The organism is Rathayibacter sp. AY1H2 (genome assembly GCF_002931985.1).
Lineage (GTDB): Bacteria > Actinomycetota > Actinomycetes > Actinomycetales > Microbacteriaceae > Rathayibacter.
Genome location: NZ_PSUV01000001.1, coordinates 336,259 through 362,876, shown reverse-complemented (window position 1 = coordinate 362,876; position 26,618 = coordinate 336,259). Strand labels below are relative to the sequence as shown.

Here is a 26,618-nt window from a genome sequence, read left to right as displayed (position 1 = left end):
GGCGTCCCTCTCGTTCGACTGCTCGAGCAGGCTACGCTCTCGGACATGACCAATACGACCGTATTGCCACCCCGTGCCGGAGCCGGCCGCCGCATCGCGACCCTGGACGTCGTCCGCGGTGTCGCGATCATCGGGACCCTCGGCACGAACATCTGGATCTTCTCCCACCCCTGGGGGATGCTCGGACTGCTCTCCGTCCCGGTGACGCCGGAGACCTCCTCCTCCGCCGGGACTGCGCAGCTCCTGCTGATGGCGCTGGCGCAGGGCAAGTTCCTCGCCCTCCTCTCCCTCGCCTTCGGGGTGGGCCTCGCGATCCAGCACGCCTCCGCGGTCCGGCGCGGGACGCGCTGGCCGGGCCGCTACCTCTGGCGCGCGACGCTCCTCCTCCTGGACGGCGCGGTCAACTATGTGCTGATCGCGGAGTTCGACGTCCTCATGGGATACGCCGTCACCGGAGCGGTCGTCGCCTGGCTGCTGCTCACCCGGCCGACGACGCAGCGCCGCGTGATCCTCGTCTGCGGCGCTCTGCACGTCGTCCTGATCTCGGCGCTCGTGGCGCTCGTGGCGCTCGTGGCGCTCGTGGCGGCGAGTCCGGACGGTGCCGGACAGGGGCCGACCGGCCGGAGCCCCTACGCGGACGCGTCGTTCCTCGGCCTCGCCCTCTTCCGGCTGCAGAACGCGGGCGTCTTCCGTGCGGAGCCGGTGCTCATCGGGCTCCTCAGCCTCGCGATGTTCCTCCTCGGCGCGCGCCTCCATCGGGCGGGGGTCCTCGCCGCCGAGGGCGCGTCACTCCGCCGTCGCATGATGGTCCTCGGCGCCCTCGCCCTCCCCGTCGACCTCGCGCTGGGCGTCGGGGGGAGCGCCGCCGGTCTGCTCGCCGAGCGCTACCTCGTCGCGCCCCTGGTCGGGCTCGGCCTGCTCGCGGCCCTCGCCGAGGCCTGCCTCCGCCGGGGCGCCGAGGGCTGGGCGGCACGACGGGCGCGGGAGGTCGGCCGGGTCGCCCTGAGCGCCTACCTCCTGCAGAACCTGCTCGGCGGCGCCCTCTTCTACGGCTGGGGACTCGGGCTGGCGGTGACCGCCGCGCAGTGGCGCGTCCCGGCGACCGTCGGAGCGTTCCTGCTCATCGCGGCGGTCGTCGTGCTCGCGGCGCACCTGTGGCTGCGCCGGTTCGAGCTCGGTCCGGTGGAGTGGCTCTGGAAGCGGGGCGAGCGGATCGGTGTCCGCGCGCCCCGCTGACCGGAGGGGGACCTACGCGAGGAGCTCCGCGACGCCGGTGCGCAGGGCGGCGAGGCGGGACGAGACGGCCGACCGGCGGGCGTCGGCGTCGGAGTCGTGCGACCAGGCGTCGAGGTAGAGCTTGACCTTCGGCTCCGTGCCGCTCGGGCGCGCGATGAGACGGGCACCGTCCAGGGAGAAGCGGAGCGCGTCGGTCGGGGGCAGCGCGCCGCCCTCGGCGAGCAGGTCCTCGCTCCGCTCGACGGCGAGCCCGCCGATCGCGGTCGGAGGCGTCGCGCGCAGTCCGGCCATGATCCGGCCGATCTCGGAGAGGTCGGTGACGCGGAGCGAGATCTGCTCCGATCCGAAGAGCCCGAACCGCTCGGCGAACGACTCCAGCTCGTCGTCGATCGTGCGCTCCTCGGCGGCGAGCGCGCTCGCGAGGGAGAGGAAGGCGAGCGCGGCCGAGACGCCGTCCTTGTCGCGGACCGTCCCGGGGTTCACCAGGTAGCCGAGTGCCTCCTCGTAGCCGAAGACGAGGTCGGGGACGCGCGAGATCCACTTGAAGCCCGTGAGCGTCTCGGCGAAGTCGAGGCCGTAGTCGGCCGCCACGGCACCGAGGGCGGGGGAGGACACGATCGAGCAGGCGAGCGCTCCTCCGGTGCGGCCCTCGCGGCGGACCTGCTCGGCGGCGCGCCAGCCGAGCAGCGCTCCGACCTCGTTGCCGGTGAGGCGCCGGAAGCCCTCCGGGGCGGAGGCGTCGGGCACGGCGGCGGCGAAGCGGTCGGCGTCCGGGTCGTTGGCCACGATCAGCTGCGCGCGACCGGAGCGCGCGGTCGAGAATGCGAGGTCGAGGGCGCCCGCCTCCTCCGGGTTGGGGAACGCGACCGTGGGGAACGCCGCGTCGGGCTCGATCTGCTCGACCACGACGGCCGGCTCGTCGAATCCCGCCGCGGAGAGCACCCGGTGCGCCGTCTCCCAGCCGACCCCGTGCATCGCCGTGTAGACGATGCGCAGCGGAGCGGACTGGCGGCCGACGGCTGCCGTCGCCTCGATGTAGGCGGCGACCACGGACTCGTCCGCGAGCCGGTACTCGCCGCGCGGCAGCTCCGGAACGCGCCGGTCCCGCGCGACCGCGAGGATCCGCTCGGCGATCTCGGAGTCGACCGGCGGCACGATCTGCGAGCCCTCGTCGGCGCCGCCGAGGTACACCTTGTAGCCGTTGTCCTGCGGCGGGTTGTGGCTCGCCGTGACCATCACTCCGGCGTCGGCGCCGAGGTGGCGCACGGCGAAGGCCAGCACGGGGGTGGGCAGGAGCCGGGGCAGCAGCACCGCGTCCACGCCGGCGCCCGCCATCAGCGCGGCGGAGTCCTCGGCGAAGACGCGCGAGTTCTTCCGGCCGTCGTAGCCGATCACGACCACGGGCCGCTGGACGCCCTGCGCCAGCAGGAAGTCGGCCAGGCCCACGGCGGCCTGCGAGACCAGCACGCGGTTCATCCGGTTGGATCCCGCCGCGATGGCGCCGCGCAGGCCCGCGGTGCCGAACGCCAGGCGGGCGCCGAAGCGGTCCTCGAGCTCGGCGCGGGCGGAGGCGTCCCCCGAGTCGGAGGCGGTCAGCAGGCCGACCAGCTCCTCCCGCGTCTCCGGGTCGGGGTCCTGGGCGAGCCAGGCCTCGGCGAGCTCCCGGACGTCGGCGCTCACAGGGCGCCCGTGATCCCGGCGAGCAGGCGGGCGAGGTCGTCCTCGGCGTCGCGGCCGGCCTCGAGCACCTCCTCGTGGCTGAGGGGGGTCTTCTGGATGCCGGCGGCGAGGTTCGTGATGAGCGACATGCCCAGCACCTCCATGCCCGCCTCGCGCGCGGCGATGGCCTCGAGGGCGGTCGACATGCCGACGATGTGGCCGCCGATGATCCTCGCCATCTGCACCTCGGCCGGGCTCTCGTAGTGCGGCCCGCGGAACTGCACGTACACGCCCTCGTCCAGCTCAGGACGCGTCCCCCGGGCGAGGTCGCGCAGGCGCGAGGAGTAGAGGTCGGTGAGGTCGACGAACGTCGCGCCCTCGAGCGGCGAGTCGGCGGTGAGGTTGATGTGGTCGCTGATCAGCACGGGGGTCCCGGGCGTCCAGTGCTCCTTGATGCCGCCCGCGCCGTTGGTGAGGATCATCACCGTCGCGCCCGTCGCGGCGGCGGTGCGGACGCTGTGCGCGACGCGGCGCACGCCGTAGCCCTCGTAGTAGTGGGTGCGGGCGCCGATGATCAGCGCGCGCCTGCCGGTGGGGAGCAGGACGGAGCGCAGGGTGCCGCCGTGCCCGTGCACGGCCGGCTTGGAGAAGCCGAGGATCTCGGTGGCCTCCACCGTCGCGGTCGTCTCGCCGATCGCGTCGGCGGCCTTGCCCCAGCCGCTGCCGAGGGTGAGGGCGATGTCGTGCTTCTCGACCCCTGTCGCCTCGGCGATCTGAGCGGCCGCGCGGGCCGCGATCTCGAAGGGATCGGCGTCGGGGGCGTCGAGGGGGTGCAGGGTCTGGTCGGCCATCCTCCCACCCTACCGACGGGGCTGCGCGGCGGCGGAGGGCGACTCCCGCGGCCGATCCGACACCCCGCGATTGGGCGAACACTCAGTGAGAGAGGACAATGGGAAGCATGGCTTACGAGTTCGAGCGCGCGCAGAGGATCGCTGTACTCGGAGGGGGGCCGGGCGGCTACGAAGCCGCCATCGCGGGAGCGCAGCTCGGCGCTGAGGTCACCCTGGTCGAGCGGGTCGGAGTGGGCGGCTCGGCCGTCATCACCGACGTCGTCCCGTCGAAGTCGCTCATCGCGACGGCGGAGGCCACCAACGCCATCGGCGAGGCCGCCGACCTGGGCGTGCAGTTCTTCACCCGCTCGGAGCAGAACAAGCCGGTGCGCCCGGACGTGGCGGTCAACCTGGCGACGGTGAACAAGCGCCTGCTCGGGCTCGCGCGCCAGCAGTCCGAGGACATGCGCGCGAACCTGGTGCACCACGGCGTGCGCATCGTCCAGGGGGACGGGCGCCTGGACGGCTCGAACGCCTTGATCGTCTCCACGGCGGCCGGCGGCGAGGGCATGGACTTCGACCGCATCGAGGCGGACACGATCGTGGTCTCGGTGGGCGCCAGCCCCCGTGTGCTCCCGACCGCGGCTCCCGACGGCGAGCGCATCCTCAGCTGGACCCAGCTCTACAACCTCAAGTCCGTCCCCGAGCACCTGATCGTGGTGGGCTCCGGCGTGACCGGCGCGGAGTTCGCCTCCGCCTACCGTGCGCTCGGCGCCCGCGTGACCCTCATCTCCTCCCGCGACCAGGTGCTGCCCGGGGAGGACGCCGACGCGGCCGCCGTGATCGAGAACGTCTTCAAGCGCAACGGCATGGTCGTGCTCTCGAAGTCGCGCGCCGACCGCGTCGAGCGGACCGAGAAGGGCGTGCAGGCCGTGCTCTCGGACGGACGTGTCGTCGAGGGCTCGCACTGCCTGATGGCCGTCGGCTCCGTGCCGAACACGGCGGGCATCGGCCTCGAGGACGCGGGGGTGCAGCTGACGGAGTCGGGGCACATCCGCGTCAACCGCGTCGCCCGCACCAGCGTCCCCTCGATCTACGCGGCCGGGGACTGCACCACGTTCCTCCCGCTCGCCTCCGTCGCCGCCATGCAGGGCCGCACCGGCGTGTTCCACGCGATGGGCGACGCCGTGAACCCGACCGAGGTGCGCAACGTCGCGGCGAACATCTTCACGCAGCCCGAGATCGCGACCGTCGGATGGAGCCAGCGCGAGATCGAGGAGGGCATCGCGCAGGGCGAGATCTACAAGCTCCCGCTCGCCGCGAACCCGCGGGCGAAGATGATGGGCATCCGCGACGGCTTCGTCAAGCTGTTCGCGCGCACCGGCTCCGGCACCGTCATCGGAGGCGTCATCGTCGCTCCGAAGGCGAGCGAGCTGATCTTCCCGCTCGCCCTCGCCGTGGAGCACCGCCTGACCGTCGACCAGGTCGCGCGGGCCTTCACCGTCTACCCGAGCCTCACCGGCTCGATCTCGGACGCCGCGCGCGCCATGCACATCGTCACCTGACGCGCCACTCCGCCGGGCCGCGCGGGGTGCGGCCCTTCATCGGCAGAGCGCACGACCGGGAATCGCGTGCGAAGCGATTGACCGCAGCGCGACTCGACCCGCTCGGCGATACCACTCACGTCGAGGAGCCGACCGCGCCGGGCCGCGCGGGGAGCGGCCCGGAACGGGCTCAGACGATCTGGAGGAGCACGTGTCCCGCGGGGACGGTCGCTCCGGCCGTCGCGTCGAGGCCCTTCACGACGCCGTCCTTGTGGGCGGTGAGCGGCTGCTCCATCTTCATCGCCTCGAGGACGACGACCAGGTCGCCGGTGACGACCGTGTCGCCCTCGGCGACGGCGACCTTGACGATGGTGGCCTGCATGGGCGAGGCGACGGAGTCGCCCGTGACGGTGCTGACGGAGGAGGAGCCGCGGCGCTTCGGGGAGGCGGCAGCGGCCCCGCGGGCGGGTCCCGAGCCGACCAGGTCGCCGGGGAGAGTGACCTCGACGCGGCGCCCGTCGACCTCGACGACCACGTTCCGGCGGGCCGCCGGCTCGTCGGTCGCTCCGGGCTCGCCGCTCCAGGCCGGGATCGTGTTCTCGAACTCGGTCTCGATCCAGCGGGTGTAGATCGTGAAGGGCGCGCCGCCCTCGGGGGCGAAGGCCGGGTCCTCGACGATCGCGCGGTGGAAGGGGAGGACGGTCGGCAGTCCGGTGACCTCGAACTCGGCGAGGGCGCGGCGCGAGCGCTCCAGCGCCTGCTCGCGGCTGTCGCCGGTGACGATCAGCTTCGCGAGGAGCGAGTCGAAGGAGCCGGAGATCACGTCGCCGGCGACGACACCGGAGTCGACGCGGACGCCGGGTCCGCCGGGGGCCTTGAAGACGTGCACCGGGCCCGGAGCGGGGAGGAAGCCGCGGCCCGCGTCCTCGCCGTTGATGCGGAACTCGAAGGAGTGGCCGCGGGGCGCCGGGTCGTCGTAGTCGAGCACGCCGCCCTCGGCAAGGCGGAACTGCTCGCGCACGAGGTCGATGCCGGTGATCTCCTCCGACACGGGGTGCTCGACCTGGAGGCGGGTGTTCACCTCGAGGAAGGACACCGTGCCGTCCTTGCCGATCAGGAACTCGCAGGTTCCGGCGCCGAGGTAGCCGACCTCCTGCAGGATCGCCTTCGAGGCGCGGTAGAGCTCGGTGTTCTGCGCGTCCGTCAGGAACGGCGCGGGCGCCTCCTCGACGAGCTTCTGGTGGCGGCGCTGGAGGGAGCAGTCGCGGGTGGAGACCACGACGACGTTGCCGTGCGCGTCGGCCAGGCACTGGGTCTCGACGTGGCGCGGCTGGTCGAGGTACTTCTCGACGAAGCACTCGCCGCGGCCGAAGGCGGCGACGGCCTCGCGCGTGGCGGAGGCGAACAGCTCCTCGACCTCGTCGCGCTCGCGGGCGACCTTGAGGCCGCGACCGCCGCCGCCGAAGGCCGCCTTGATCGCGACGGGGAGGCCGTACTGGTCCACGAACTCGAGCACCTCGGCGGCACCGGAGACGGGGTTGAGGGTTCCCGGGGCGAGCGGCGCGCCGACCTTCTCGGCGACGTGGCGGGCCGAGACCTTGTCGCCGAGGCGCTCGATGGCCTCGGGGCCGGGGCCGATCCAGATCAGGCCGGCGTCGATGACGGCGCGGGCGAAGTCGGCGTTCTCGGCGAGGAAGCCGTAGCCGGGGTGCACGGCGTCGGCACCGGAGCGGCGCGCCACCGAGAGCAGCTTGTCGATGACGAGGTAGGTCTCGGCGCTGGTCGTCCCGCCGAGGGCGTAGGCCTCGTCGGCGAGGCGGCTGTGCACGGCGTCGCGGTCCTGGTCGGCGTAGACGGCCACGGAGGCGATCCCGCTGTCGCGGGCGGCGCGGATGACTCGGACGGCGATCTCGCCCCGGTTGGCGACGAGCACCTTCGTAATCTTCGGCATGGTCCTCAACCCTAGGGGGCGGCTCCGCCCGGCCCGGCGCGGCTCACCACAAAGAAGCGGAGGGCCTTCGTCGGTTCCTCACAAGGGCGGGACGGGCCTCAGCGGTTCCAGAGCGCGGTCCAGTCGACCCCGAGGCTCCGCACCAGAGTGCGGAGGGTCGGCACCGACATCCCGATCACCGTCGAGGGGTCGCCCTCGATCGCGGTGATGAAGCCGGCGCCGCGGCCGTCGATGGTGAAGGCGCCGGCCACCTCGAGGGGCTCGCCGGTGGCGACGTAGGCGTCGATCTCGGCGTCGTCGATGTCGTCGGCGAACGTGACGGCGGCGGAGGTGACCGCTCCGGCCTCGGCGACGATCCTCCCGCCGCGGTGGTCGACGAGCCAGTGGCCGGAGTGGAGGCGGCCGGTGCGTCCGCGCTGGGCGCGCCAGCGCTCCCGGGCCCGCTCGGGCTCGTGCGGCTTGCCGTGGACGACGCCGTCGAGGACGAACGCGGAGTCGCCGCCGAGCACCAGACCGTCGATGTCCGGGCGCAGGACGGCGTGCGCCTTGGCGCGGGCGAGCAGCGAGACGGTGGCGTCCGCGTCCAGCGCCGCGCCCCGCTCCTGCTCGGCCCGGGCGACGGCCGCGGGCTCGTCCACCTCGGAGGGGACGACGACGGGCTCGATCCCGGAGGCCCGCAGCAGCGCGAGGCGCGCGGGGGAGGTGGAGGCGAGGTAGAGGCGCACGAGGGCTCCCTGCGGCCGGGCCCACGCTGTGGGATGCTCGACGGATGGCACAGACCCCGTCCCGAGCATCCGCCCGCCCCGACGGGGCCGACGACGCACTCGGGACCGAGATCGAGCTCGACATTAGCAACGTCGCCCACGGCGGCGTGTTCGTCGCCCGGCACGAGGGCCGCGTCGTCTTCGTCCCGGACGTCCTCCCCGGCGAGCGCGTGCGGGCGCGGATCAGCGAGGTCCGGCACGACAGCTTCTGGCGTGCCGAGGCGCTCGAGGTGCTCGAGGCGTCCGAGCACCGGGTGGAGCACGTCTGGCCCGAGGCCGCCCTCGACCGCCGCCCGGGGGAGCGCGTCGGCGGCGCCGAGCTCGGCCACGCCGACCTGGCCTACCAGCGCGAGCTGAAGCGCCTCGTGCTCGTCGACTCCTTCTCCCGCTTCGCCCGTCGCGAGGTCGAGGTGGAGGTCTCGCCGATCGGCGGGGACGACGCGTCCGGCGGCCTCGGCTGGCGCACGCGGAACCGCCTCCACGTCGACGACGACGGACGGGTCGGCCCCTACGCGGCACGCAGCCACCACGTCGTCACCGTGGAGTCGCTGCCCCTCGCGACCGCCGACTCCTCCTTGGCCGCACCGCTCGGCGAGCGCCTCGCTCCCGGCTCGGTGGTCGACCTCGTCGACGCGGCCGGGTCCGAGGGGGCCGCGGTGCTCGTGCACGACCCCTCCGACAAGCGCGCCCGCCGCGACCGCACGGTGGTGAGCGAGTTCGTCGCCGACCGCACCTTCCGGGTCGACCGCACCGGCTTCTGGCAGGTGCACCGCGGAGCCGCCGCCGCGCTCTTCGAGGCCGTGCAGGCCGCCGTCGACGCGGATGCGGCGGACCCGTCGGCCGCCAACCACGACCTCTACGGCGGGGTGGGCCTGCTCGCCGCGGCGCTGGCCGACCGCCTCGGCGCCGGAGTGCGCGTGACCAGCGTCGAGAGTGACTCCCGCGCCACCGAGCACGCGCTCGAGAACCTGGCCGACCAGGTCGGCGCCCGCGCGGTGACCGCCCGCGTCGACCGCTACCTCCGCGACGTCGTCGCCCAGGCCGATGCGCGCGAGCGGGCGCGGTGGCGCGCGGCGACCGTGGTCCTCGACCCGCCGCGCTCGGGCGCCGGCCGAGCGGTCACCGACGCTCTGGCGGAGCTGCGGCCGGCGCAGCTCGTCTACGTCGCCTGCGACCCGGTCGCGCTCGCCCGCGACGTGGGCGCCCTGACCGGGTCCGGCTACGAGCTGGAGCGCCTCGAGGGCTTCGACCTCTTCCCGCACACCTCCCACGTGGAGGCCGTTGCGCGACTGGTCCGCCGAGAGGACTGACCGCGGGCCCGCGCCTGCGTACCATGGGCGGGATGGAGCCCCACGTCGACGCAGCCGAGGCCCCGCGCGTGCGCGTGGCGATCGTGGACGACCACGAGTCGGTGCGCCTGGGCGTGGCCGCCGCCGTCGAGAGCGCGGGGATGCAGGTGGTCGCCGCCGCCGAGACCGTCCAGGCCCTCGAGAGCACGATCGGCGGCGCCGAGATCGAGGTGCTCGTCCTCGACCTGTCCCTGAACGACGGCTCGAGCATCACCAGCAACGTCAAGTGGGGGCAGGTGCGCGGCTCCGCCGTCCTCGTCCACAGCATCGCCGACCGCGTCGTGGCCGTGCGGGAGGCGCTCGCCGCGGGAGCGGCCGGCGTCATCCCGAAGTCCTCGCCCATGTCGACGGTCGTCGCCGCCATCCGCACCGTCGCCCGCGGCGAGGTCCTCAACAATCTGGAGTGGGCCTCGGCCATCGACGCCGACGACGACTTCGCGCGGGCCGTGCTCGGTCGTCGCGAGCGCGACGTCCTGCACCTCTACGCCTCGGGGCTGCCGTTGAAGCTGGTGGCCGAGCGGCTGCAGATCTCGGTGTCGACGGCGAAGGAGTACCTCGACCGGATCCGCGACAAGTACGTCGAGATCGGCCGTCCCGCCCCGACGAAGGTCGATCTGCTGCGGCGCGCGGTGGAGGACGGCATCCTGCCGGGCATCGACCCGGACGACGGCGATGGCGGGCGCTGAGGCGCCGATCGCCCGCCGCAACGCCGGGCGCGAGCGGATCGACCGGATCATCAGCACGGTCGTGTCGTTCTTCGGCTTCGGCTTCGGCGTGCAGACCGTCCCGCCGATCCTCGCCCAGCTGCCCCTGCTGCGCCCCGAGGTGGCCTGGCCGGTGCTGGTGCTGGTCTTCGGATCGCTCACCGCCGCCGTGGTCACCGCCGTGCTGCGGCGGGGCACGCGGATCACGGCGGTCCTGGTCGCGGTCGGTGTCCTCGTGGCCCTCCTGACCTGGCCGGCCGCCGTCGCCACCGGGGGCGCGGACCGCGAGACCCCGTGGATCTGGTACCTGCTGACCATCGGCACCGCCTTCTGCACGATCGCGGCTCCCCTCCGGATCGCGATCGCGTACGTGTCGGTGACGACCGTGCTGTTCGGGCTGCTGCGCGTCCTCCCCTCCGGCGGCGGGGCGGAGCCGACCCGCGCGATCCTCGACGCCGCCTACGTGGGCATCGTCGGCTTCGTGATGCTGGTGCTGATCACCGTGCTCCGGCAGTCGGCCGACCAGATCGATCGCGCGCAGACGACGGCCATGGAGCAGTACGAGGCGGCGATGCGCCAGCACGCCGGCGAGGTGGAGCGGGTCGAGGTCGACGCCCTGGTGCACGACAACGTGCTTGCGACGCTGCTCTCCGCCGCCTCCGCCGAGTCGCCGGCCGAGCGTGCGCTGGTCTCCTCGATGGCGCAGCGCACCCTCGCCGTGCTGCTGCCCGACCACGAGCCGGAGCCGCCCGAGGGGCTGGTCCCGCTCGAGCTCCTGCAGCGCCAGCTCGCCCACGCGGCGTCCACCTTCGGGACCGAGATCGCAGTCGCGACGGCCGACGGAGTGGATCCGCGCGCGACGACGCTGCCGCGCCCGGTGGCCGAGGCGCTGCTCGGCGCGGTCTGGCAGGCGCTCGCCAACAGCGTTCAGCACGCGGGTCCGAGCGGCAGCGTCCACCGCGCCGTGCACGGGCTGCTGGGCGACGGCGCGGTGGAGGTCGTGGTGGAGGACGACGGCCGCGGCTTCCGGCTCGCCGACGTCCCGCGCGAGCGGCTGGGCATCCGGCTCTCCATCCTCGAGCGGGTGCACAACGCGCGGGGATCGGCGTGGGTCGACTCGACTCCGGGCGAGGGCACCCGTGTCGTCCTCTCCTGGCGGGCGGACGCGGGAGGAGGGCCGTGATCGCCTACCCGCGCCCCCTGCTCCAGGCGCTCGGCGCCGGCTTCTCGCTGTACCACGTGGTGCTCGCCTTCTTCTCCTTCCGCATCTCCCCGGCCACGCCGGCCGACCTCGTCGCGGTCGCGCTGTACGTCGCGGCGACCGTCGTCGCCCTCTGGCCGGGAGCGACGACCCGGCTCGCCCTGCCCGCCGCGGTCGGGATGACCGCGGTCGCCGTCGCTCTGCCGCTGCTGGTCGCGCCCTCGCTCGATCCGGGTGCCTCCAACGGCTACTCCACCTGGTACATCGCCGCGGTCGGCACCCTCATGACGATCGTGTGCGCCCGCCGGCGCGCGGCCTGCGCCTGGGTCGGCGTCGGCTTCCTGATCGTGCACACCGTGTTCTGGGCCGGCCCGGCCGCGCTGGCCACTCTCGGCGTCGTCGGGGGGATCGCCTGGGTCGCGATCGCGCAGCTGCTCATCGTCGAGCTCGGGCGCGCGGGCTCTGAGGCGCGCGTGCTCGAGGCGGCCGAGCGCGCGGCCGCGTCGTGGCGGGCCGCGGAGGAGGCGCACCTCACGGAGCGCGAGGTCCGGCTGGAGCAGACCCGCGCCCTCGCCGCCGACATGCTGCTGCGCATCGCCGAGCCGGGACCGGGCCTCACCGACGAGGAGCGGCGCGAGTGCCGGCTGCTCGAGGCGGCCGTGCGCGACGAGATCCGCGGCCGGCGGCTGCTGGACGACGAGGTGCGGCGTCTCGTGCTCGACGCGCGGCGGCGGGGGGTGACCGTGTTGGTGCTCGACGACGGCGGCCTCGACCGCACCTCCGAGGGCGAGAGCCGACGGGTGCTGGGGGAGCTCGCCCAGGCTCTGAGCGGGATCCGCGAGGAGGTCGACCGCGTGGTGGTGCGCACCGCGTCGGCCGACTCGGCCTCGGCGGTCACAGTGGTGGGCCTGCGGACGGCCGGCGACGGCAGCGCGGGCGCCCTCGGCTCCGACGACGCGGGGGACGAGGTCGACGCCTGGGTCGAGATCCGGCGCGACGGCGTCGGCGGACGGGACGTCTGAGCGGCGGAGCGCGCGCGGGACGGCGCGGCCGTCCGCCTGCGCAGCGACCGGCGGCGACCCGCCCCGGAGGGCGTGCGGATGTCGGATCGGTGCCGCGGTCGGTACGCTCCGGCTCTCAGCACGGCTCAGGTCCTGGCGCACCCGGTCTCTCGGCGCGGACCGATCGTCGGCGCGGCACGAGCGTGAGCAGAGCCGTCATGAGCGGAGCCCGTTGAGCGCCGAGCGCGTCAGGACGAAAGCCCGTTAACGGAGTGCGGCGGGCCGTCCACTCCTCCGAAGAGGGGGCCCGGCCCGCCGTCAAACCCCGAGTGAGGGTAACAACCCGAATATTACCCTCACTCGCCCCCAACACACCCGCCTGCTTACCCTGGTCGGCGAGTGATTGGCGGTGCCCCTTCCGAAGGAGGAGCACCGTACGTCCACTAGTGTGCTCGCTCCGCCAGGAGGCGCATAGTCAGCACTTTAGGGGACTAATCGGGGGACAAATTTCACGTTCCGCGTCGCGGATCGCTCGTTCCCCGACGGGCTGCGTCTGCGAGTCCGCTCAGCCGGAGAAGGAGCGCCACGCTCCGGGTGCCGGCCGGAGCGGCCCGCGGACCGCCGCGGCGCGGTCGTTCCAGCCGCCGCTGAGCTCCTGCGGGGTCTCCGGCTCGGCCTCGGTGCGCGAGGTCAGTGCGGTGACGACGGCCGTGACGGCGGCGATCTCGGCGGCGTCGAGGCCGGGGGTGGAGATGACGACGGCGGGTGCGGAGTCGGAGGCGGTCATCCCGTGACGCTATCGCATGCCGTTCACGGCGCCGGTCGGCGGGGCATGGCTATGCTGACGCCGGATGCCGCCGGAGCGTCGTCCGTCCGTTGCGAACAGGAGCGTCCCCGCATGCCGACGTGGTTCCCGAGGAGCGGTGCCGCGGCGCTGCGCCCCCTGCGTCTGCTGGTCCGGAGGTCGCCGGCGGCCGTCTCGGTCGTCCTGGTCCTCCTGGCCGCGAGCGCGATCACGGGGACGCTCGTCGCCCCCGCGGGAGCCGAGACGACGGCCTGGTGGGCGGCGGGCCCGATGACGACCCTCGACGGCCGTCCGTGGACGGCGGTGACCGCCCTCCTGATCGCGGCGGACCCGCTGCAGCTGCTCCTGGACGTCGTGCTGGTGCTCCCGATGCTCCTCGCCGCGGAGCGCCGCCTCGGCTCGGCCCGCACCCTCCTCGCCTTCCTCGTGACAGGCGCCGTCGGGATCGTCGTCGGGTCCTCCGTGCAGTCGATCGGCGCTCTCGTCGGGGAGTGGTGGGCGGGCGACACCGTCGGCGACCACACCTTCGACCCGCTGATCGGCGCGGTCGGCGCCCTCATCGCCTCGACCGCCTTCATGGGCGCTCTGTGGCGTCGCAGGCTCCGGGTGACCGTCTTCGCCGTCGTGCTGATGTTCGTGCTCTACGCGGGCGACTCCGCCGACGCGTACCGGCTCCTCGCGGGCGGCGCGGGGCTCGTGCTCGGCGCGGTGCTCGCGCGGGGAGCGTCGGGGCTGCGTCCGCAGCGTCCGGCGCCGAGCTCGCACCGCGAGTCCCGGGGGCTGCTGGCGGCGGTCGTCGTCGTCACCGCGATCGGTCCGCTCGTCGCCGTCCTCTCCGACTCGGGCTACGGTCCGTTCTCGTTCCTCGGCCGACTGCTGCAGAGCGCCTTCACGGGGACGACGGACCTCGAGGACCCGTGCAGCCGCGCCCTCCGGCACTGCGCGCACCACGTGAAGCTGAGCCTGGTCGCCCCCGGGCCGATCCTGCTGACGTTCGTCCCGCTCGTCCTCCTGCTCGTCGCCGCCTACGGCCTGCGCTCCGGGCGCCGCTTGGGCCTGCTGCTGGCGGTCGGGGTGAACATCGCGATCGCGATCCTGGAGGTCTTCTCCCTCCAGCGCGCCGCCCGTCACCCCGAGTTCCTGTACTACGCCGAGTACCTGCTCTGGGTGGCGACGACGGTGCTGGTGCCGCTGGCCGTCGTGGCGATGCTCGTGATCGGGAGGAGGCACTTCCGCATCCGCGCGCCCCGTGCCGCCGCGAGGCTCTGGACGCGGGTCGTCGCCATCGCCTTCGTCGTGTCCCTCGGCGGCTACCTGGCGCTCTCGGCCGGCGTGCGCACGAGCTTCGAGCCGCTCCTGGGCCTCGGGAGACTCCTCCTGGACGGGCTGCTGCGCTTCGTCCCGGTGAGCTTCCTCGGCGGCGCCGGACTGCTCGCCGTGCCGCGGGAGCCCGTCGCGCGGATCGTCTTCGAGTGGGTCGGCCCGGTGTTCTGGCTCGTGGTCGTCGTCGCGGTGGTCGCCCTGCTCCGGGCCACCGACGTGCAGCGGAACCGCGGCGACGAGGCGCGGTACCGCGCGCTCCTGTCCCTGCACGGCGCCGGCAGCCTCGGCCATCAGGGGACCTGGGAGGGCAACGCGCACTGGATCTCGGCCGACGGGACCGGCGGAGTCGCCTACCGGGTGATCGGCGGCGTGGCGATCACCCTCTCCGACCCGGCCTGCGCTCCCGAGCGGCGCGAGGACGTCGTGGCCGAGTTCGTGCGTTTCTGCGACGAGCGCAGCTGGACGCCCGTCTTCTACAGCATCCACGACGAGCTGCTCCCCGTCTTCGACCGGCTCGGCTGGTCGCGCCTCTCGGTCGGCGAGGAGACGATCATCGAGCTCTCCTCCTTCGAGCTCACCGGCAAGCGGTGGCAGAAGGTGCGCTACCCGCTCACGCGCGGCATCAAGCTGGGCATCGAGGCGCAGTGGACCAGCTGGCCCGAGCTCTCCCTCGGCATGGCCAACCAGATCGTCGACCTGTCGGAGCGCTGGGTCGCCGAGAAGGCGCTGCCCGAGATGGGCTTCACCCTCGGTGGGATCGACGAGGTCCGCGATCCCGACGTCGCCCTCCTGCTCGCGGTCGGACCGGACGGCGTGCTGCAGGGGGTGACGAGCTGGCTGCCCGTGCATCGGGAGGGGCGCGTGGTCGGCTGGACCCTCGACTTCATGCGCCGCTCCGACGACTCGATGCCCGGCATCATGGAGTTCCTCATCGCCTCCGCGGCGCTGCGCGTCAAGGAGGAGGGCGCCGAGTTCCTCTCGCTCTCGGGCGCACCGCTCGCCACCGCACCGGTCGAGGAGGGGGAGGAGCCTCCGGAGCCGACGGTCCTCTCGCGCCTGCTCGAGTTCCTCTCGCGGACGCTCGAGCCGGCCTACGGCTTCACGTCGCTGTTCCGCTTCAAGGCCAAGTTCCACCCGCGCTACGCGGGCCTCTGGATGACCTACCCCGACGCGCTGCAGCTGCCCCGGATCGGAGCCGCGCTGGGTCGCGCCTATCTGCCCGACCTCTCCGCCGCGCAGGCGCTGGCGTTCGCGCGGGTGGTCGGGGCGAAGCCGGAGGAGAAGCCGTCCGAGGCGTCCGCGGCGAAGCCGGATGCTCCGGCCGCCAGGGCAGGCGCTCCTGCGGCGAAGGCGGGTGCTCCGACAGCCGAGCCGGACGGTCCTGGGGTGAAGGCGGGTGCTCCGGCTGCGAGGGCGGATGCCCGGGAAGCGGAGCCCGATTCCGCGACAGGGGAGCTGGGTGCTCCGGCCGCGGAGCCGGCCGCTCCCGTCGTGCGGCCCGATGCTCCCGCGGAGTCCGCTGTCCGACGGACCGGCCCCGGCTCCTCCGACTGATCGTTCCGCCCCTCCGCCCCGTGAGGAGGCGGTCGCAGCGGAACGCCGCGGCACGGACGGTCTCCCGTCTCCTGCCGCGGCGTCCGAGCGAGTCGGGTCAGAGCGGGATGTTGCCGTGCTTCTTCGCGGGCAGGTTGGCGCGCTTGGTGCGCAGCGCCCGCAACGCCTTGATGACGGAGACACGCGTCGCCGAGGGCTCGATCACGCCGTCGAGCTCGCCGCGCTCGGCCGCGAGGAACGGGCTCGCGACGTTGTAGGTGTACTCGTTCGCCAGGCGCGTCCGGACGGCTGCGACGTCCTCGCCGGCCTCCTCCGCCTTGCGGATCTCGTTGCGGTAGAGGATGTTCACCGCGCCCTGGCCTCCCATGACGGCGATCTCGGCGGTCGGCCACGCGAGGTTGATGTCGGCTCCCAGCTGCTTGGACCCCATCACGATGTACGCGCCGCCGTAGGCCTTGCGCAGGATGACCGTGACCAGCGGCACGGTCGCCTCGGCGTAGGCGTAGAGCAGCTTCGCGCCGCGGCGGATGACGCCGGTCCACTCCTGGTCGGTGCCGGGCAGATAGCCCGGGACGTCGACCAGGGTCAGGATCGGCAGCGAGAACGCGTCGCAGAAGCGGACGAAGCGGGACGCCTTCTCGCCCGCCTCGATGTTCAGCGTGCCCGCCATGGCGCTCGGCTGGTTCGCGATGATGCCGACGGAGCGGCCCTCGACGCGGCCGAAGCCGATCACGATGTTCGGCGCGAACAGCGGCTGCACCTCGAGGAAGTCGCCCTCGTCGACGATGTGCTCGATGACGGCGCGCATGTCGTACGGCTGGTTCGGGCTGTCCGGGATGACCGTGTCGAGGAAGCGGTCCGCGTCGGTCGTCTCGAGGTCGACCTCGGTCTCGAAGACGGGGACAGGCGACAGGTTGTTGTCCGGGAGGAAGGAGAGGAGCGTCCGCGCGTAGTCGAGCGCGTCGTTCTCGTCGCTCGCGAGGTAGTGCGAGACGCCCGAGATCTTGTTGTGGGTCAGCGCGCCGCCGAGCTCCTCCATGCCGACGTCCTCGCCGGTGACGGTCTTGATCACGTCGGGCCCGGTGACGAACATCTGGCTGGTCTTGTCGACCATGATCACGAAGTCGGTCAGGGCGGGGGAGTAGACCGCGCCTCCCGCGGCAGGGCCGCAGATGATCGAGATCTGGGGGATCACGCCGCTCGCCGCGGTGTTGCGGCGGAAGATCTCGCCGTACTTGCCGAGGGCGACCACGCCCTCCTGGATCCGTGCTCCGCCGGAGTCGAGGATGCCGATGATCGGGACGCCGGTCTTCAGGGCGAGGTCCATCACCTTGATGATCTTCTCGCCGGCCACCTCGCCGAGCGAGCCGCCGAAGATCGTGAAGTCCTGCGAGTACACGGCGACCTGGCGGCCGTGGATGGTGCCGGTGCCGGTGACGACGGCGTCGCCGTAGGGTCGCTTCTTCTCCATGCCGAAGGCGTGGGTGCGGTGGCGGACGAACTCGTCCAGCTCGACGAACGAGCCCGGGTCGAGGAGGGTGTCGATCCGCTCCCGTGCGGTCATCTTGCCCTTGGCGTGCTGCTTCTCGATCGCCGCCTCGCCACTGGCCGTGACGGCCTCGTGGTAGCGGTTCCTGAGGTCCGCGATCTTCCCCGCGGTCGTGTACAGATCGGGCGCGGGACGTTCGGTGTTCGCGGTCACCCGCTCACCCTACCGGCGGGGCGGACGCCTCCTCTTGTCGCACTCGCACAGGGAGGGCCGCTCCGAACGGGAGGATCCGGACAAGGGCGGGACGTCGCGAGCGGCGCTCGGAGCGGCCTCGCGGGAGCCGCCGCTACCGTGGCGGCATGCTCCTCCCGCTCTCCTCCGCTGTCTCCCCCCGCGTCCTCGCGCTCGAGTCGGCGGGGTCGACGAACGACGAGCTCCGCGAGCGGGCGGCCGCCGACCCCGCCGCGTGGCCGCACCTCTCCGTCGTCGCCACCGGCGACCAGCGCGCCGGGCGCGGCCGGCTGGGGCGCGTCTGGCAGGCGCCCGCGGGCCGCACGCTCGCGGCCTCGACTCTGGTCGACGCCTCCGCCCTCGGCGCCGAGGCCTCCGGCTGGCTGCCGCTCGTGGCCGGCGCCGCTCTCGCCCGGGCCCTCGCACCCCTCGTCGACGGGGACGTCGCCGTCAAGTGGCCCAACGACGTCCTGATCGACGGCCGGAAGGTCGCGGGGATCCTCGCCGAGCGCCTGCCGGACGGGCGGGTCGTCGTCGGCACCGGTGTGAACCTGCTGCTGACGGAGGCGGAGCTGCCGGTCCCGACCGCCACCTCGCTCGCCCTCGCCGGAGCACGGACGACGAGCGCCGACGAGGTGCTCGCCGCGTTCCTGACCGCATTCCAGGGGCTGCTGGCTCCGCTGCTCGCCCAGGGCGACGCCGAGGCCTCCGGAGCGGCCGCCGCCGTCCGCGCCTCTTGCGGCACCCTCGGAACGCGCGTCCGGCTCGAGCTGCCCGACGGCACGCAGGAGGAGGGGACCGCCGCCGCACTCGCCCCGGACGGCTCGCTCCTGCTCGAGCAGGGCGGCGCGCTGCGCTCGTTCACGGCCGGCGACGTCACGCACCTGCGCTCCTGATGGCCAGGACCGACCCCGCCGACCGCGAGCTGGCGCGGCTGACCCCGCGCGCCCGCCGGGCGGTCGCACCGGTCGTCGGCCTCCTCCTGCTCACCTGGACGGGCTTCTACTTCGCCGCGCAGTTCGAGCTCGCCCTGCAGCGCTGGATCATCGGGCTCGGCACCGCACTTCTGGTGCTGCTCCTCTGCGCTCCCGGGATCGCGGGCTGGGCGAGCGTGCGCTACCGCGTCACCGCCTCCGGCCTCAGCGCGCGCCGGGGCGTGGCGTCGATCCGGCGGGCCGAGGTGGTCTTCGATCGGAGGATGGAGGTCGTGGTCGAGCGCTCCCTCGGCCAGCGCCTCGCCCGGTGCGGGGACGTCCGGATCCTGCAGGCGGGAGCCGAGGTGTTCGTGCTGCGGGACCTGCCGGATCCGGAGCTCACGGCCGACCTGCTGCGGGAGGCGATCGGCGCGGCTCCCGTTCTCGAGCCGGAGTGGCCGCCACCCGCGTGAGCGCGTCGGGGCCTCGGTAGCATGGAGCCGCCCCGCGCCAGCGGGCGGAGACGGAGGAGCGCCATGCGCGTCGGCGTGATCGGGGGCGGCCAGCTCGCCCGGATGATGATCCCCGCGGCGGTGGAGCTCGGCATCGAGATCGCCGTGCTCGCCGAGAGCGAGGGCGCCCCGGCGGGGCTCGCCGCGACACGGGTCGGCGACCACCGCGACGAGGCGACCGTGCTCGCCTTCGCCGAGACCGTGGACGTGGTGACGTTCGACCACGAGCACGTTCCCCAGCCGATCCTCCGCGAGCTCGTCGCCCGCGGCGTCGCCGTGCACCCCGGCCCCGACGCCCTGCTGTTCGCCCAGGACAAGCTGATGATGCGGCGCCGCCTGACCGAGCTCGGCGTGCCCGTGCCCGAGTGGGCCGAGGTCTCCTCCGCCGAGGAGCTGGGGGAGTTCCTGGCTGAGCACGGCGGCAGCGCCGTGGTGAAGACCGCGCGCGGCGGCTACGACGGCAAGGGCGTGCGCGTGGTGCGCGGCGCCCACGAGGCGGACGACTGGTTCACCGCCCTCGCCGAGGACGGCCGGGGCGGCTCGCTCCTGGTCGAGGAGCTGGTGGGCTTCCGCCGCGAGCTCGCGCAGCTCGTCGCCCGGCGTCCCTCCGGCGAGAGCATCCTCTGGCCGGTGGTGGAGTCGGTGCAGCGCGACGGGGTCTGCGCCGAGGTGATCGCTCCGGCCCCCGCGTCCGCCGGCCGGCTCGCATCAGCCGCGGCCGAGATCGCGCAGACGATCGCCGACAGCCTCGGGGTCACCGGCGTCCTGGCCGTCGAGCTGTTCGAGACGACGGACGACCGGATCCTGGTCAACGAGCTGGCCATGCGCCCGCACAACAGCGGCCACTGGACGATGGACGGATCGACCACGTCGCAGTTCGAGCAGCACCTGCGCGCGGTCCTCGACCTGCCGCTCGGCGCGACGGGCTGCCGCGATCCGTGGACCGTGATGGTCAACGTGCTCGGCGGCCCGGTGGGGGAGTCGCTGACCGACCGCTACCCGCGGGTGCTCGCCGATCACCCGGGTGTGAAGGTGCACAACTACGGCAAGGAGCCGCGACCGGGCCGCAAGGTCGGGCACGTGAACGCCGGCGGCGACGACCTCGACCTCGTGGTCTACGAGGCTCGCGCGGCGGCGGCCGTTCTCACGGACTGACCCGTACGATGGTCGCCGTGACGAGCCTGCCGACCTCCCCGACCCCTGCCGGAGCCCTCTCGTGAGCGCGGACGCGCTCGTGAACGGGCCCGCGCCGCTCGTCGGCGTCGTGATGGGGTCGGACTCGGACTGGTCCGTCATGCAGGCGGCGTCCACCGTCCTCGCCGAATTCGGCGTGGCGCACGAGGTCCGGGTCGTCTCCGCGCACCGCACCCCGGAGGCGATGATCGCGTACGGCCGCGAGGCCCGCGGCCGCGGCCTGAAGGTCGTCATCGCCGGGGCGGGCGGAGCCGCCCACCTCCCCGGCATGCTCGCCGCCGTGACCTCGCTCCCCGTCGTCGGAGTGCCGGTCCCGCTCGCCCGCCTCGACGGGCTCGACTCCCTCCTCTCGATCGTGCAGATGCCGGCGGGCGTCCCCGTCGCCGCCGTCTCCATCGGCGGAGCGCGGAACGCCGGACTGCTCGCGGTGAAGATCCTCGCGACCGCGGACGACGCCCTCTCCGCAGCGCTCGACGACTTCGCCGCCGACCTCGAGGTGCAGGTCGCCGCGAAGAACGACGCCCTGGTGGCGGGCCTGTGACGGCCGTCGCCCTGCCGCTGCGGCACCCGGACGTCGCCTCCCGCGCCTTCATGACGCGGCGGGCGTGGTGGCTGCTGATCGTCAACCTGCTGGTGCCCGGGTCCGCTCAGGTCCTCGCGGGCAACCGCCGGCTCGGGCGCCTGGGGCTCGGCTTCACCCTCGGGCTCTGGGTCGCCCTCCTGGTCGCGGTGCTCCTCTACTTCGTCTTCCCGACCGGCCTCTACACGCTCGCGACCTTCGACGTCTCGATGCTCGCGCTCCAGGCCGCGCTCGTCGTCTACGGGGTGGTCTGGGCCGTGCTGACGCTCGACACCCTCCGCCTGATCCGCGTCGTCCGGGTGCGCCCGCGGATGCGCGGCGTGCTCGCGTTCGCGACGATCGCGCTGATGGCGATCTCGGTCGGCACCACCGCCTACGGCACCTACCTGCTCGGCGTGACACGGGGGACGCTGTCGTCGATCTTCGGCGGCGGAGCGATCGAGCAGCCGATCGACGGCCGCTACAACGTGATGCTCCTCGGCGGCGACGCGGGAGAGGACCGCGACGGTCTGCGCCCCGACAGCATCTCGGTGGTCAGCATCGACGCGTCGAGCGGCAAGGCCTCGATCATCGGCGTCTCGCGCGAGTTCGTCGACTTCCCGTTCCCCGAGACCAGCCCGATGCACGAGCTCTACCCCGACGGCTACGACACCGACAACTGCGCCGTCGACGTCTGCAAGCTCAATTCGGTCTACACCGAGGTCGAGCTGAAGCACCCGGAGCTCTACCCCGACGCCGTCGACCACGGCAGCGAGCCCGGCATCGAGGCGATGCGCGACGCGGTCGAGGGCATCCTCGATCTGAGGATCCAGTACTACGCGCTGATCGACATGGAGGGCTTCGCCCAGCTGATCGATGCGCTCGGCGGCATCGACATCGACTACGTCGCCGACGAGCCGCTGCCCCTGGGCGGGCTGCCCGACTCCGACGGCGTGATGCAGGGCGTCAACCAGTGGATCGATCCCGGGCACTGGCACTTCAACGGCGAGCAGGCCCTCGCCTACGCCCGGTCTCGCTACACCACGAGCGACTACGACCGGATGGCGCGCCAGCGGCAGGTGCAGGAGGCGCTGCTCGCCCAGTTCGAGCCGGGCAACGTCCTCGCCAAGTTCCAGGACGTCGCGTCCGCCGGGTCCCAGGTCATCAAGACGGACGTCCCGCAGGGGATGCTCGGCTACTTCGTGCAGCTGGGGCTCAAGACGAAGTCGCAGCCGGTGGATCCGATCGAGCTGGTCCCGCCGGCCGTCGACCCGGAGGACCCGGACTACGACGTCGTGCACTCGCTGGTGAGCGCCGGACTGTCGGGCGACTCCGCGCCGTAGACGGCCGGGTGCCGCACGCCTCAGAGGTCGGCGTGCAGCGCCCAGACGCGCTCGGCGGAGTCGCGCCAGCTGAAGGCGCGGGAGCGGTCGCGGCCGGCCACCGACATCCGCTCGCGCAGCCCGGTGTCGGCGAGCACGCTGCTCATGGCGAGGGCGAGGCGGTCCGGGTAGTCCTTCGCGTCGCCGCGCTCGACGGCGACGCCGGCGTCCGCGGCGACCTCCATCAGCGCGGGGTCGTCGGAGTGCACCACCGGCACTCCGAAGTGCATCGCCTCGAGCACGGGCAGGCCGAAGCCCTCGGCGATGCTCGGGTAGACGAAGAGGGTGGCCCGGGAGAGGACGACGGCGAGGTCGGCGTCGCTGAGGACTCCCAGGGCGCGCACGCGCGTCTCGTCGAGGCCCTGCTCGTCGGCGACGGAGGCCACGTCGAGGTCGCCCCAGCCGGTCGGGCCGACCAGGAGCAGCGGGATCGCCGGCGCGGACGCTCCTCCGAAGGCCGCGATCAGCGAGACCAGGCCCTTGCGCGGCTCCAGCGTGCCGACGCTCAGCACGTACTCCGGGGGGAGGCCCAGCGCCGTGGCGCGCTCGTCGGCGTCCTCCGGGACGACCAGGCCGGAGCCGACGGCTCCGCCGATCACGCGCAGTCGATCGCCGAAGTCCATCAGCTGGGAGAGCTGGTGGGCGACCGCGTGAGTGGGGACGACGACGGCGTCCGCGTGCTTGCGGGCGCGCTTGGCCATCGCCCGGTGCCACTTCGCGCCGTGGGGGGTGAGAGTCTCGGGATGCGTCCACGGCACCGTGTCGTGGATCGTGACGGCGATCTGCTCGCCCTCGCTCCCGTCGTGGCTGCGCAGCGGTGCGAAGAGGCTCGGGGCGTGGATCATGCCGCCGCCGGCCGGGATGGCGATCCCGTACTGCCAGGCGCGCGAGAGCTCGCGGCGCCCGAGCGGCAGCCGGTGGATGCGCGCGAGGCCGGGCAGGCGCAGGCGCAGCTCCTCCTCCTTCTCGGGCGGGTGGGCGGAGACGACGGCCTCCACCTCGCAGTCGCGGGGAGCCGTCGCGATCAGCTCGCGGGTGAGCTCCTCGGTGTAGCGGCCGATGCCGCCGGGCACGCGGGCGAGCATCTGGTCGACGACGACGCGGAGAGTGGTGGTCACGGGGTCACCGCCTCGAGGGGTGCGGCGGCGAGCGCGTCCTGCCAGGAGCGCAGCGGCGGCAGGCCCGCCCGCCTCCAGCCGTCGTGTCCGAGGACCGAGTAGGCCGGACGCGGAGCGGGGCGGACGAACGAGCCGCTGTCGGTCGGGCGCAGGCGCTCGGGATCCAGGCCCGCCTTGGCGAAGACGGCACGGGCGAAGCCGAGCCAGGTCGTCTCGCCGGAGCTGGTGCCGTGGTAGACGCCGGCCGGGGCCTCCGCGTCGACCAGCTCGATCAGGCGCGCGGCGAGGTCGGCGGTCCAGGTGGGCTGGCCGTGCTGGTCGTCGACCACGGTCAGCGTCTCGTGCGCGCCCGCCAGTCGCACCATCGTCTTAGCGAAGTTGCCGCCGTGCTCGCCGTAGAGCCAGGCCGTGCGGACGACGTACCCGCGCTCCGGGTTGGCCTCGAGCACCAGGCGCTCGCCCTCGGCCTTCGTGCGGCCGTAGGCCGAGATCGGGTTCCGGGGGTGGTCCTCGGAGTAGGGGGTCGTCGCGGAGCCGTCGAAGACGTAGTCGGTGGAGACCTGCACGAGTGCGGCTCCCGTCTCGGCGGTGGCGAGGGCGAGGTTGCGCGCTCCGACGGCGTTGACGCGGTGCGCCTCCTCCTCGTCGGTCTCGGCGTCGTCGACGCGGGTGTACGCGGCGCAGTTCACCACGGCGTCGTGTCCCGCGACGGCGGCGCGCACGGCGTCGAGGTCGGTCACGTCGAGGTCGGAGCGGCCGAGGGCGGTGCTGGGGCGGGAGCCGAGGGCCGCGCGCAGGTCGGTGCCGAGCATGCCGGAGGCGCCCGTGAGGAGGAAGGTCACCTCCTCATCATGCCCGAGCGGTCCGTCGGCCGACGGTCGGCGCTCCGGCACGCCGCCGGGTGGCGCAGAGAGGCGTCGCGGGCCCGTGACACGCCGTCGTTAAACTGGCGACCGTGCAGATCCGAGATCTCGACATCCCCGACGTCTACGAAGTGACTCCGCGCCAGTTCCCCGACGATCGCGGGGTCTTCTACGAGTTCTACCGCTTCGACCGCCTGGCCGAGAAGGTCGGGCACCCGCTCTCGCTGCGGCAGGGCAACACCTCCGTCTCGCGGCGCGGCACCGTCCGCGGCATCCACTTCGCGCAGATCCCGCCGTCGCAGGCCAAGTACGTCTCGTGCTTCTCCGGCGCGGTCGTCGACTACGTGATCGACGTGCGCGTCGGGTCGCCGACCTTCGGGCGCTGGGAGTCGATCCTGCTCGACGACGTCGACCGCCGCTCCGTCTACATCGCCGAGGGGGTCGCGCACGCCTTCGTGGCGCTGACCGAGGGCGCCGTGGTCTCGTACCTCGTGAACGCCACCTTCGACCCGGTGCGGGAAAAGGGGATCGACCCGCTCGACGAGCAGATCGGCCTGCGCTTCCCGGAGGAGGCCGGCGAGCTGCTCCTCTCGCCGAAGGACACCGACGCACCGACGCTGGCCGAGGCCGAGGCGCAGGGCCTGCTGCCGACCTGGGACGAGGCGCGGGCCTTCTACACGGAGCTCGACTCCGCGTCCTGACCGCCGATCCGGTGGGCGGGCCGCCCGGCGCCGGCCAGGCGGCCCGCCCGATCGGAGCGGATCAGCTCTTCGAGCGCAGGCGCATCAGCGCGACCCGGGCGCCCAGCCCGGCGCGGACCGCCGCGCGGATCGGCGCCTGATACCAGGCGCCGTACTTCTGCGCGAGGTAGAGGTAGGCGCTGCGGTGGTGGACCGCGAGCATCCGCGCCGAGGCCAGGCGGGTGGAGTGCCCGCCGAGGTGGGAGACGACCGCGTCGGCGAGGTAGACGTTGGTCCACCCGCGCTGTCCGAGCGAGTCGCCCAGCTGGACGTCCTCGAAGTACATGAAGTAGCGGTCGTCGAACCCGCCGATCTCCTCGAAGGCCGTGCGGCGCACCATCACGCAGGCGCCGGAGAGCCAGCCCGCCTCCATCCGGCCGTGGCGGAGGGTCTCGACCGCGCGCGAGCGCCGGTAGGTCGCCGACCACGGGTTGCCGGGCCAGACGTGGGCGAAGACGGCGTGCCCGACGCCCGTGCCGAGCGAGGGCAGAGCGCGGGCGGAGGGGTAGATCGTGCCGTCGGAGTCGAGGATCCGGGGCCCGATCGAGCCGATCCGGTCGTCCGCCGTCGCGGCGGCGTAGAGGGCGTCGATCGAGCCGGGGAGGAAGACCGTGTCCGGGTTGGTCACCAGGATCCACTCCACTTCGGGCCCGAGGCGGTCGACCGCGTAGTTGACGGCCCGGCCGTAGCCGAGGTTCTGCCCGGTCTCGTGGAACTCGACCTGCGGCAGGCGCTCGACGACGCTGCGGACGGAGTCGTCCGTGGTCAGGTTGTCGACCACCACGATGCGCACGTCGTGCTCCGTCGCCTCCGGCACGGACTCGAGGCACGCGCGGAGGACCTCACCCGAGAAGTGGGTGACGACGACGACCGCGATGGGCAACGTCGAGCGGGCGATGGGAGCCTCCGGGTGGTGCGGCGTCGACGGGAGGTGTGCCCCGTCGGAAGAACTCGACGAGGCTAGCACGCGGCTCGAGCGGGGCCCGGGAGCCTGCGGCCCTCAGCGGACGATGTCGACGGGCTCGGTGCTGACGGCCACGGCGGCGGGGGAGACCGTCTCGATCGCGGGCAGCGCATCGTGCGCCGGACGGCGGAAGACGACGAACTTGTACATGCAGAAGTTCCACACCAGTCCCACGAGGACGGCGACGGCCTTGGCGATGTTGATCGCGAGGAAGGCGTTCTCGCCGGAGCTGGGGAGGAAGAGCAGCGAGTTGCCGAAGCGGGTGTCGAAGAAGACCTCGAAGCCGTAGATGATCGCCGACTGCAGGACCAGCGAGCTGAACCCGGTGACGAGGAAGAACTTCGCGAACGTGGCGACCGAGACCCTGCCCGGGTGGCGGAAGACGAAGAAGTGGTTCAGCGCGTACGAGATCGTGATGCCGACCAGGACGGAGAAGACGTTGGCGACGAGGGTCGGCAGACCGAGCAGGAGCACGAGCGTGTTGAGGATGAGGAAGTCGATCGCCGTGTTGGTGCAGCCCGCGATGAGGAAGCGGACCTTCTGCGATTCGAGGAGTCTCTTCATCTGCGGTGCTCTTTCCCGTCCCCCTCTGGCGTCGATGCCCGACCGTCGGGCTCCGACGGGCGTCCATCGGGGCAGGCGAACAAGGGGTGAACCGCCGTGCACTGTCGTCCATCGTAACCGCGGACCCCTGCCGGGCGGTCGAACGGCCGGTGCCATGTTCCTGAGAG

The 26,618-nt window shown here is 73.3% G+C and carries 23 protein-coding genes; 13 read left to right on the top strand and 10 right to left on the bottom strand.

The window, feature by feature from the left end; translation table 11 throughout:
* Positions 1–45 precede the first annotated feature (45 nt).
* A complete protein-coding gene (locus C5C29_RS01600; RefSeq protein ID WP_104223174.1) occupies positions 46–1,236 on the top strand; it encodes a DUF418 domain-containing protein in 1,191 nt (396 codons plus the stop codon).
* A gap of 12 nt (positions 1,237–1,248) precedes the next feature.
* Here the strand turns inward: C5C29_RS01600 and C5C29_RS01595 are convergent, their stop codons facing one another.
* Both C5C29_RS01595 and C5C29_RS01590 read right to left on the bottom strand, forming a co-directional pair.
* Complete coding sequence (locus tag C5C29_RS01595) at positions 1,249–2,916, bottom strand: phospho-sugar mutase (RefSeq protein ID WP_104223173.1); 1,668 nt, start codon at positions 2,914–2,916, stop codon at positions 1,249–1,251.
* Positions 2,913–3,746 carry a purine-nucleoside phosphorylase gene (locus C5C29_RS01590; RefSeq protein ID WP_104223172.1) on the bottom strand — a complete coding sequence of 278 codons (834 nt, stop codon included), beginning with the start codon at positions 3,744–3,746 and terminating at the stop codon, positions 2,913–2,915. The genes C5C29_RS01595 and C5C29_RS01590 overlap by 4 nt, the downstream gene beginning before the upstream one ends.
* Positions 3,747–3,853: 107 nt before the next feature.
* Here C5C29_RS01590 and C5C29_RS01585 point away from each other — a divergent pair, with 107 nt between their 5' ends.
* Positions 3,854–5,290, top strand: a complete 1,437-nt coding sequence (locus tag C5C29_RS01585; protein WP_104223171.1) for an NAD(P)H-quinone dehydrogenase — start codon at positions 3,854–3,856, stop codon at positions 5,288–5,290.
* Positions 5,291–5,459: 169 nt separating this feature from the next.
* Here C5C29_RS01585 and C5C29_RS01580 read toward each other — a convergent pair whose 3' ends face one another.
* Positions 5,460–7,220 carry a biotin carboxylase N-terminal domain-containing protein gene (locus C5C29_RS01580; protein ID WP_104223170.1) on the bottom strand — a complete coding sequence of 587 codons (1,761 nt, stop codon included), beginning with the start codon at positions 7,218–7,220 and terminating at the stop codon, positions 5,460–5,462.
* A gap of 98 nt (positions 7,221–7,318) precedes the next feature.
* Positions 7,319–7,945: a nucleoside triphosphate pyrophosphatase gene (locus C5C29_RS01575; protein ID WP_181027094.1), complete on the bottom strand. Its 627-nt coding sequence runs from the start codon at positions 7,943–7,945 to the stop codon at positions 7,319–7,321.
* A gap of 44 nt (positions 7,946–7,989) precedes the next feature.
* Between C5C29_RS01575 and C5C29_RS01570 the strand changes: the two genes are divergently transcribed.
* Genes C5C29_RS01570 through C5C29_RS01555 form a run of 4 tightly spaced genes read left to right on the top strand, consistent with a single transcriptional unit; the run spans position 7,990 to position 12,260 of the window.
* Positions 7,990–9,294, top strand: coding sequence for a class I SAM-dependent RNA methyltransferase (locus C5C29_RS01570; RefSeq protein WP_146082231.1), 1,305 nt, complete (start codon positions 7,990–7,992; stop codon positions 9,292–9,294).
* Positions 9,295–9,317: 23 nt separating this feature from the next.
* Positions 9,318–10,019, top strand: a complete 702-nt coding sequence (locus C5C29_RS01565; protein WP_104223169.1) for a response regulator transcription factor — start codon at positions 9,318–9,320, stop codon at positions 10,017–10,019.
* On the top strand, positions 10,006–11,220 hold the full coding sequence (locus C5C29_RS01560; RefSeq protein WP_104223168.1) for a sensor histidine kinase: 1,215 nt from the start codon (positions 10,006–10,008) through the stop codon (positions 11,218–11,220). The genes C5C29_RS01565 and C5C29_RS01560 overlap by 14 nt, the downstream gene beginning before the upstream one ends.
* The gene (locus tag C5C29_RS01555; RefSeq protein ID WP_104223167.1) at positions 11,217–12,260 is read left to right on the top strand and encodes a hypothetical protein; all 1,044 of its coding nucleotides are present in this window, start codon (positions 11,217–11,219) and stop codon (positions 12,258–12,260) included. The genes C5C29_RS01560 and C5C29_RS01555 overlap by 4 nt, the downstream gene beginning before the upstream one ends.
* Before the next feature lie 544 nt (positions 12,261–12,804).
* Here the strand turns inward: C5C29_RS01555 and C5C29_RS01550 are convergent.
* Positions 12,805–13,026, bottom strand: coding sequence for an acyl-CoA carboxylase subunit epsilon (locus tag C5C29_RS01550; protein WP_104223166.1), 222 nt, complete (start codon positions 13,024–13,026; stop codon positions 12,805–12,807).
* A gap of 111 nt (positions 13,027–13,137) precedes the next feature.
* Between C5C29_RS01550 and C5C29_RS01545 the strand changes: the two genes are divergently transcribed.
* Positions 13,138–15,921 carry a bifunctional lysylphosphatidylglycerol flippase/synthetase MprF gene (locus C5C29_RS01545; RefSeq protein ID WP_181074920.1) on the top strand — a complete coding sequence of 928 codons (2,784 nt, stop codon included), beginning with the start codon at positions 13,138–13,140 and terminating at the stop codon, positions 15,919–15,921.
* 97 nt (positions 15,922–16,018) lie between these two features.
* On the opposite strand, the gene C5C29_RS01540 is transcribed toward C5C29_RS01545, so the two are convergent.
* On the bottom strand, positions 16,019–17,623 hold the full coding sequence (locus C5C29_RS01540; RefSeq protein WP_104223164.1) for an acyl-CoA carboxylase subunit beta: 1,605 nt from the start codon (positions 17,621–17,623) through the stop codon (positions 16,019–16,021).
* 146 nt (positions 17,624–17,769) lie between these two features.
* Here C5C29_RS01540 and C5C29_RS01535 point away from each other — a divergent pair, with 146 nt between their 5' ends.
* The 5 genes from C5C29_RS01535 (at position 17,770) to C5C29_RS01515 (ending at position 22,163) form a co-directional block, all read left to right on the top strand.
* Positions 17,770–18,537 carry a biotin--[acetyl-CoA-carboxylase] ligase gene (locus C5C29_RS01535; protein ID WP_104223163.1) on the top strand — a complete coding sequence of 256 codons (768 nt, stop codon included), beginning with the start codon at positions 17,770–17,772 and terminating at the stop codon, positions 18,535–18,537.
* Entirely contained in the window at positions 18,537–19,028 is a 492-nt protein-coding gene (locus C5C29_RS01530; protein ID WP_104223162.1) for a PH domain-containing protein, read from the top strand. Before C5C29_RS01535 ends, C5C29_RS01530 begins: the two co-directional genes overlap by 1 nt.
* 63 nt (positions 19,029–19,091) lie before the next feature.
* Entirely contained in the window at positions 19,092–20,222 is a 1,131-nt protein-coding gene (locus C5C29_RS01525; protein WP_104223161.1) for a 5-(carboxyamino)imidazole ribonucleotide synthase, read from the top strand.
* A 112-nt stretch (positions 20,223–20,334) separates the two neighbouring features.
* A complete protein-coding gene (gene purE, locus C5C29_RS01520) occupies positions 20,335–20,802 on the top strand; it encodes a 5-(carboxyamino)imidazole ribonucleotide mutase (RefSeq protein WP_104223226.1) in 468 nt (155 codons plus the stop codon).
* Positions 20,799–22,163 (top strand): LCP family protein, encoded by a 1,365-nt coding sequence (locus tag C5C29_RS01515; RefSeq protein ID WP_258062231.1) that lies wholly within the window; start codon positions 20,799–20,801, stop codon positions 22,161–22,163. Before purE ends, C5C29_RS01515 begins: the two co-directional genes overlap by 4 nt.
* Before the next feature lie 20 nt (positions 22,164–22,183).
* Here C5C29_RS01515 and C5C29_RS01510 read toward each other — a convergent pair whose 3' ends face one another.
* On the bottom strand, positions 22,184–23,320 hold the full coding sequence (locus tag C5C29_RS01510; RefSeq protein ID WP_244229467.1) for a glycosyltransferase family 1 protein: 1,137 nt from the start codon (positions 23,318–23,320) through the stop codon (positions 22,184–22,186).
* A complete protein-coding gene (gene rfbD / locus C5C29_RS01505) occupies positions 23,317–24,162 on the bottom strand; it encodes a dTDP-4-dehydrorhamnose reductase (protein ID WP_104223160.1) in 846 nt (281 codons plus the stop codon). Before rfbD ends, C5C29_RS01510 begins: the two co-directional genes overlap by 4 nt.
* A gap of 113 nt (positions 24,163–24,275) precedes the next feature.
* Here rfbD and C5C29_RS01500 point away from each other — a divergent pair, with 113 nt between their 5' ends.
* Positions 24,276–24,884 (top strand): dTDP-4-dehydrorhamnose 3,5-epimerase family protein, encoded by a 609-nt coding sequence (locus tag C5C29_RS01500; protein WP_104223159.1) that lies wholly within the window; start codon positions 24,276–24,278, stop codon positions 24,882–24,884.
* A 61-nt stretch (positions 24,885–24,945) separates the two neighbouring features.
* Here C5C29_RS01500 and C5C29_RS01495 read toward each other — a convergent pair whose 3' ends face one another.
* Both C5C29_RS01495 and C5C29_RS01490 read right to left on the bottom strand, forming a co-directional pair.
* Complete coding sequence (locus C5C29_RS01495; protein WP_244229466.1) at positions 24,946–25,806, bottom strand: glycosyltransferase family 2 protein; 861 nt, start codon at positions 25,804–25,806, stop codon at positions 24,946–24,948.
* 117 nt (positions 25,807–25,923) lie between these two features.
* Positions 25,924–26,451: a GtrA family protein gene (locus tag C5C29_RS01490; RefSeq protein ID WP_104223158.1), complete on the bottom strand. Its 528-nt coding sequence runs from the start codon at positions 26,449–26,451 to the stop codon at positions 25,924–25,926.
* Positions 26,452–26,618: the final 167 nt, after the last annotated feature.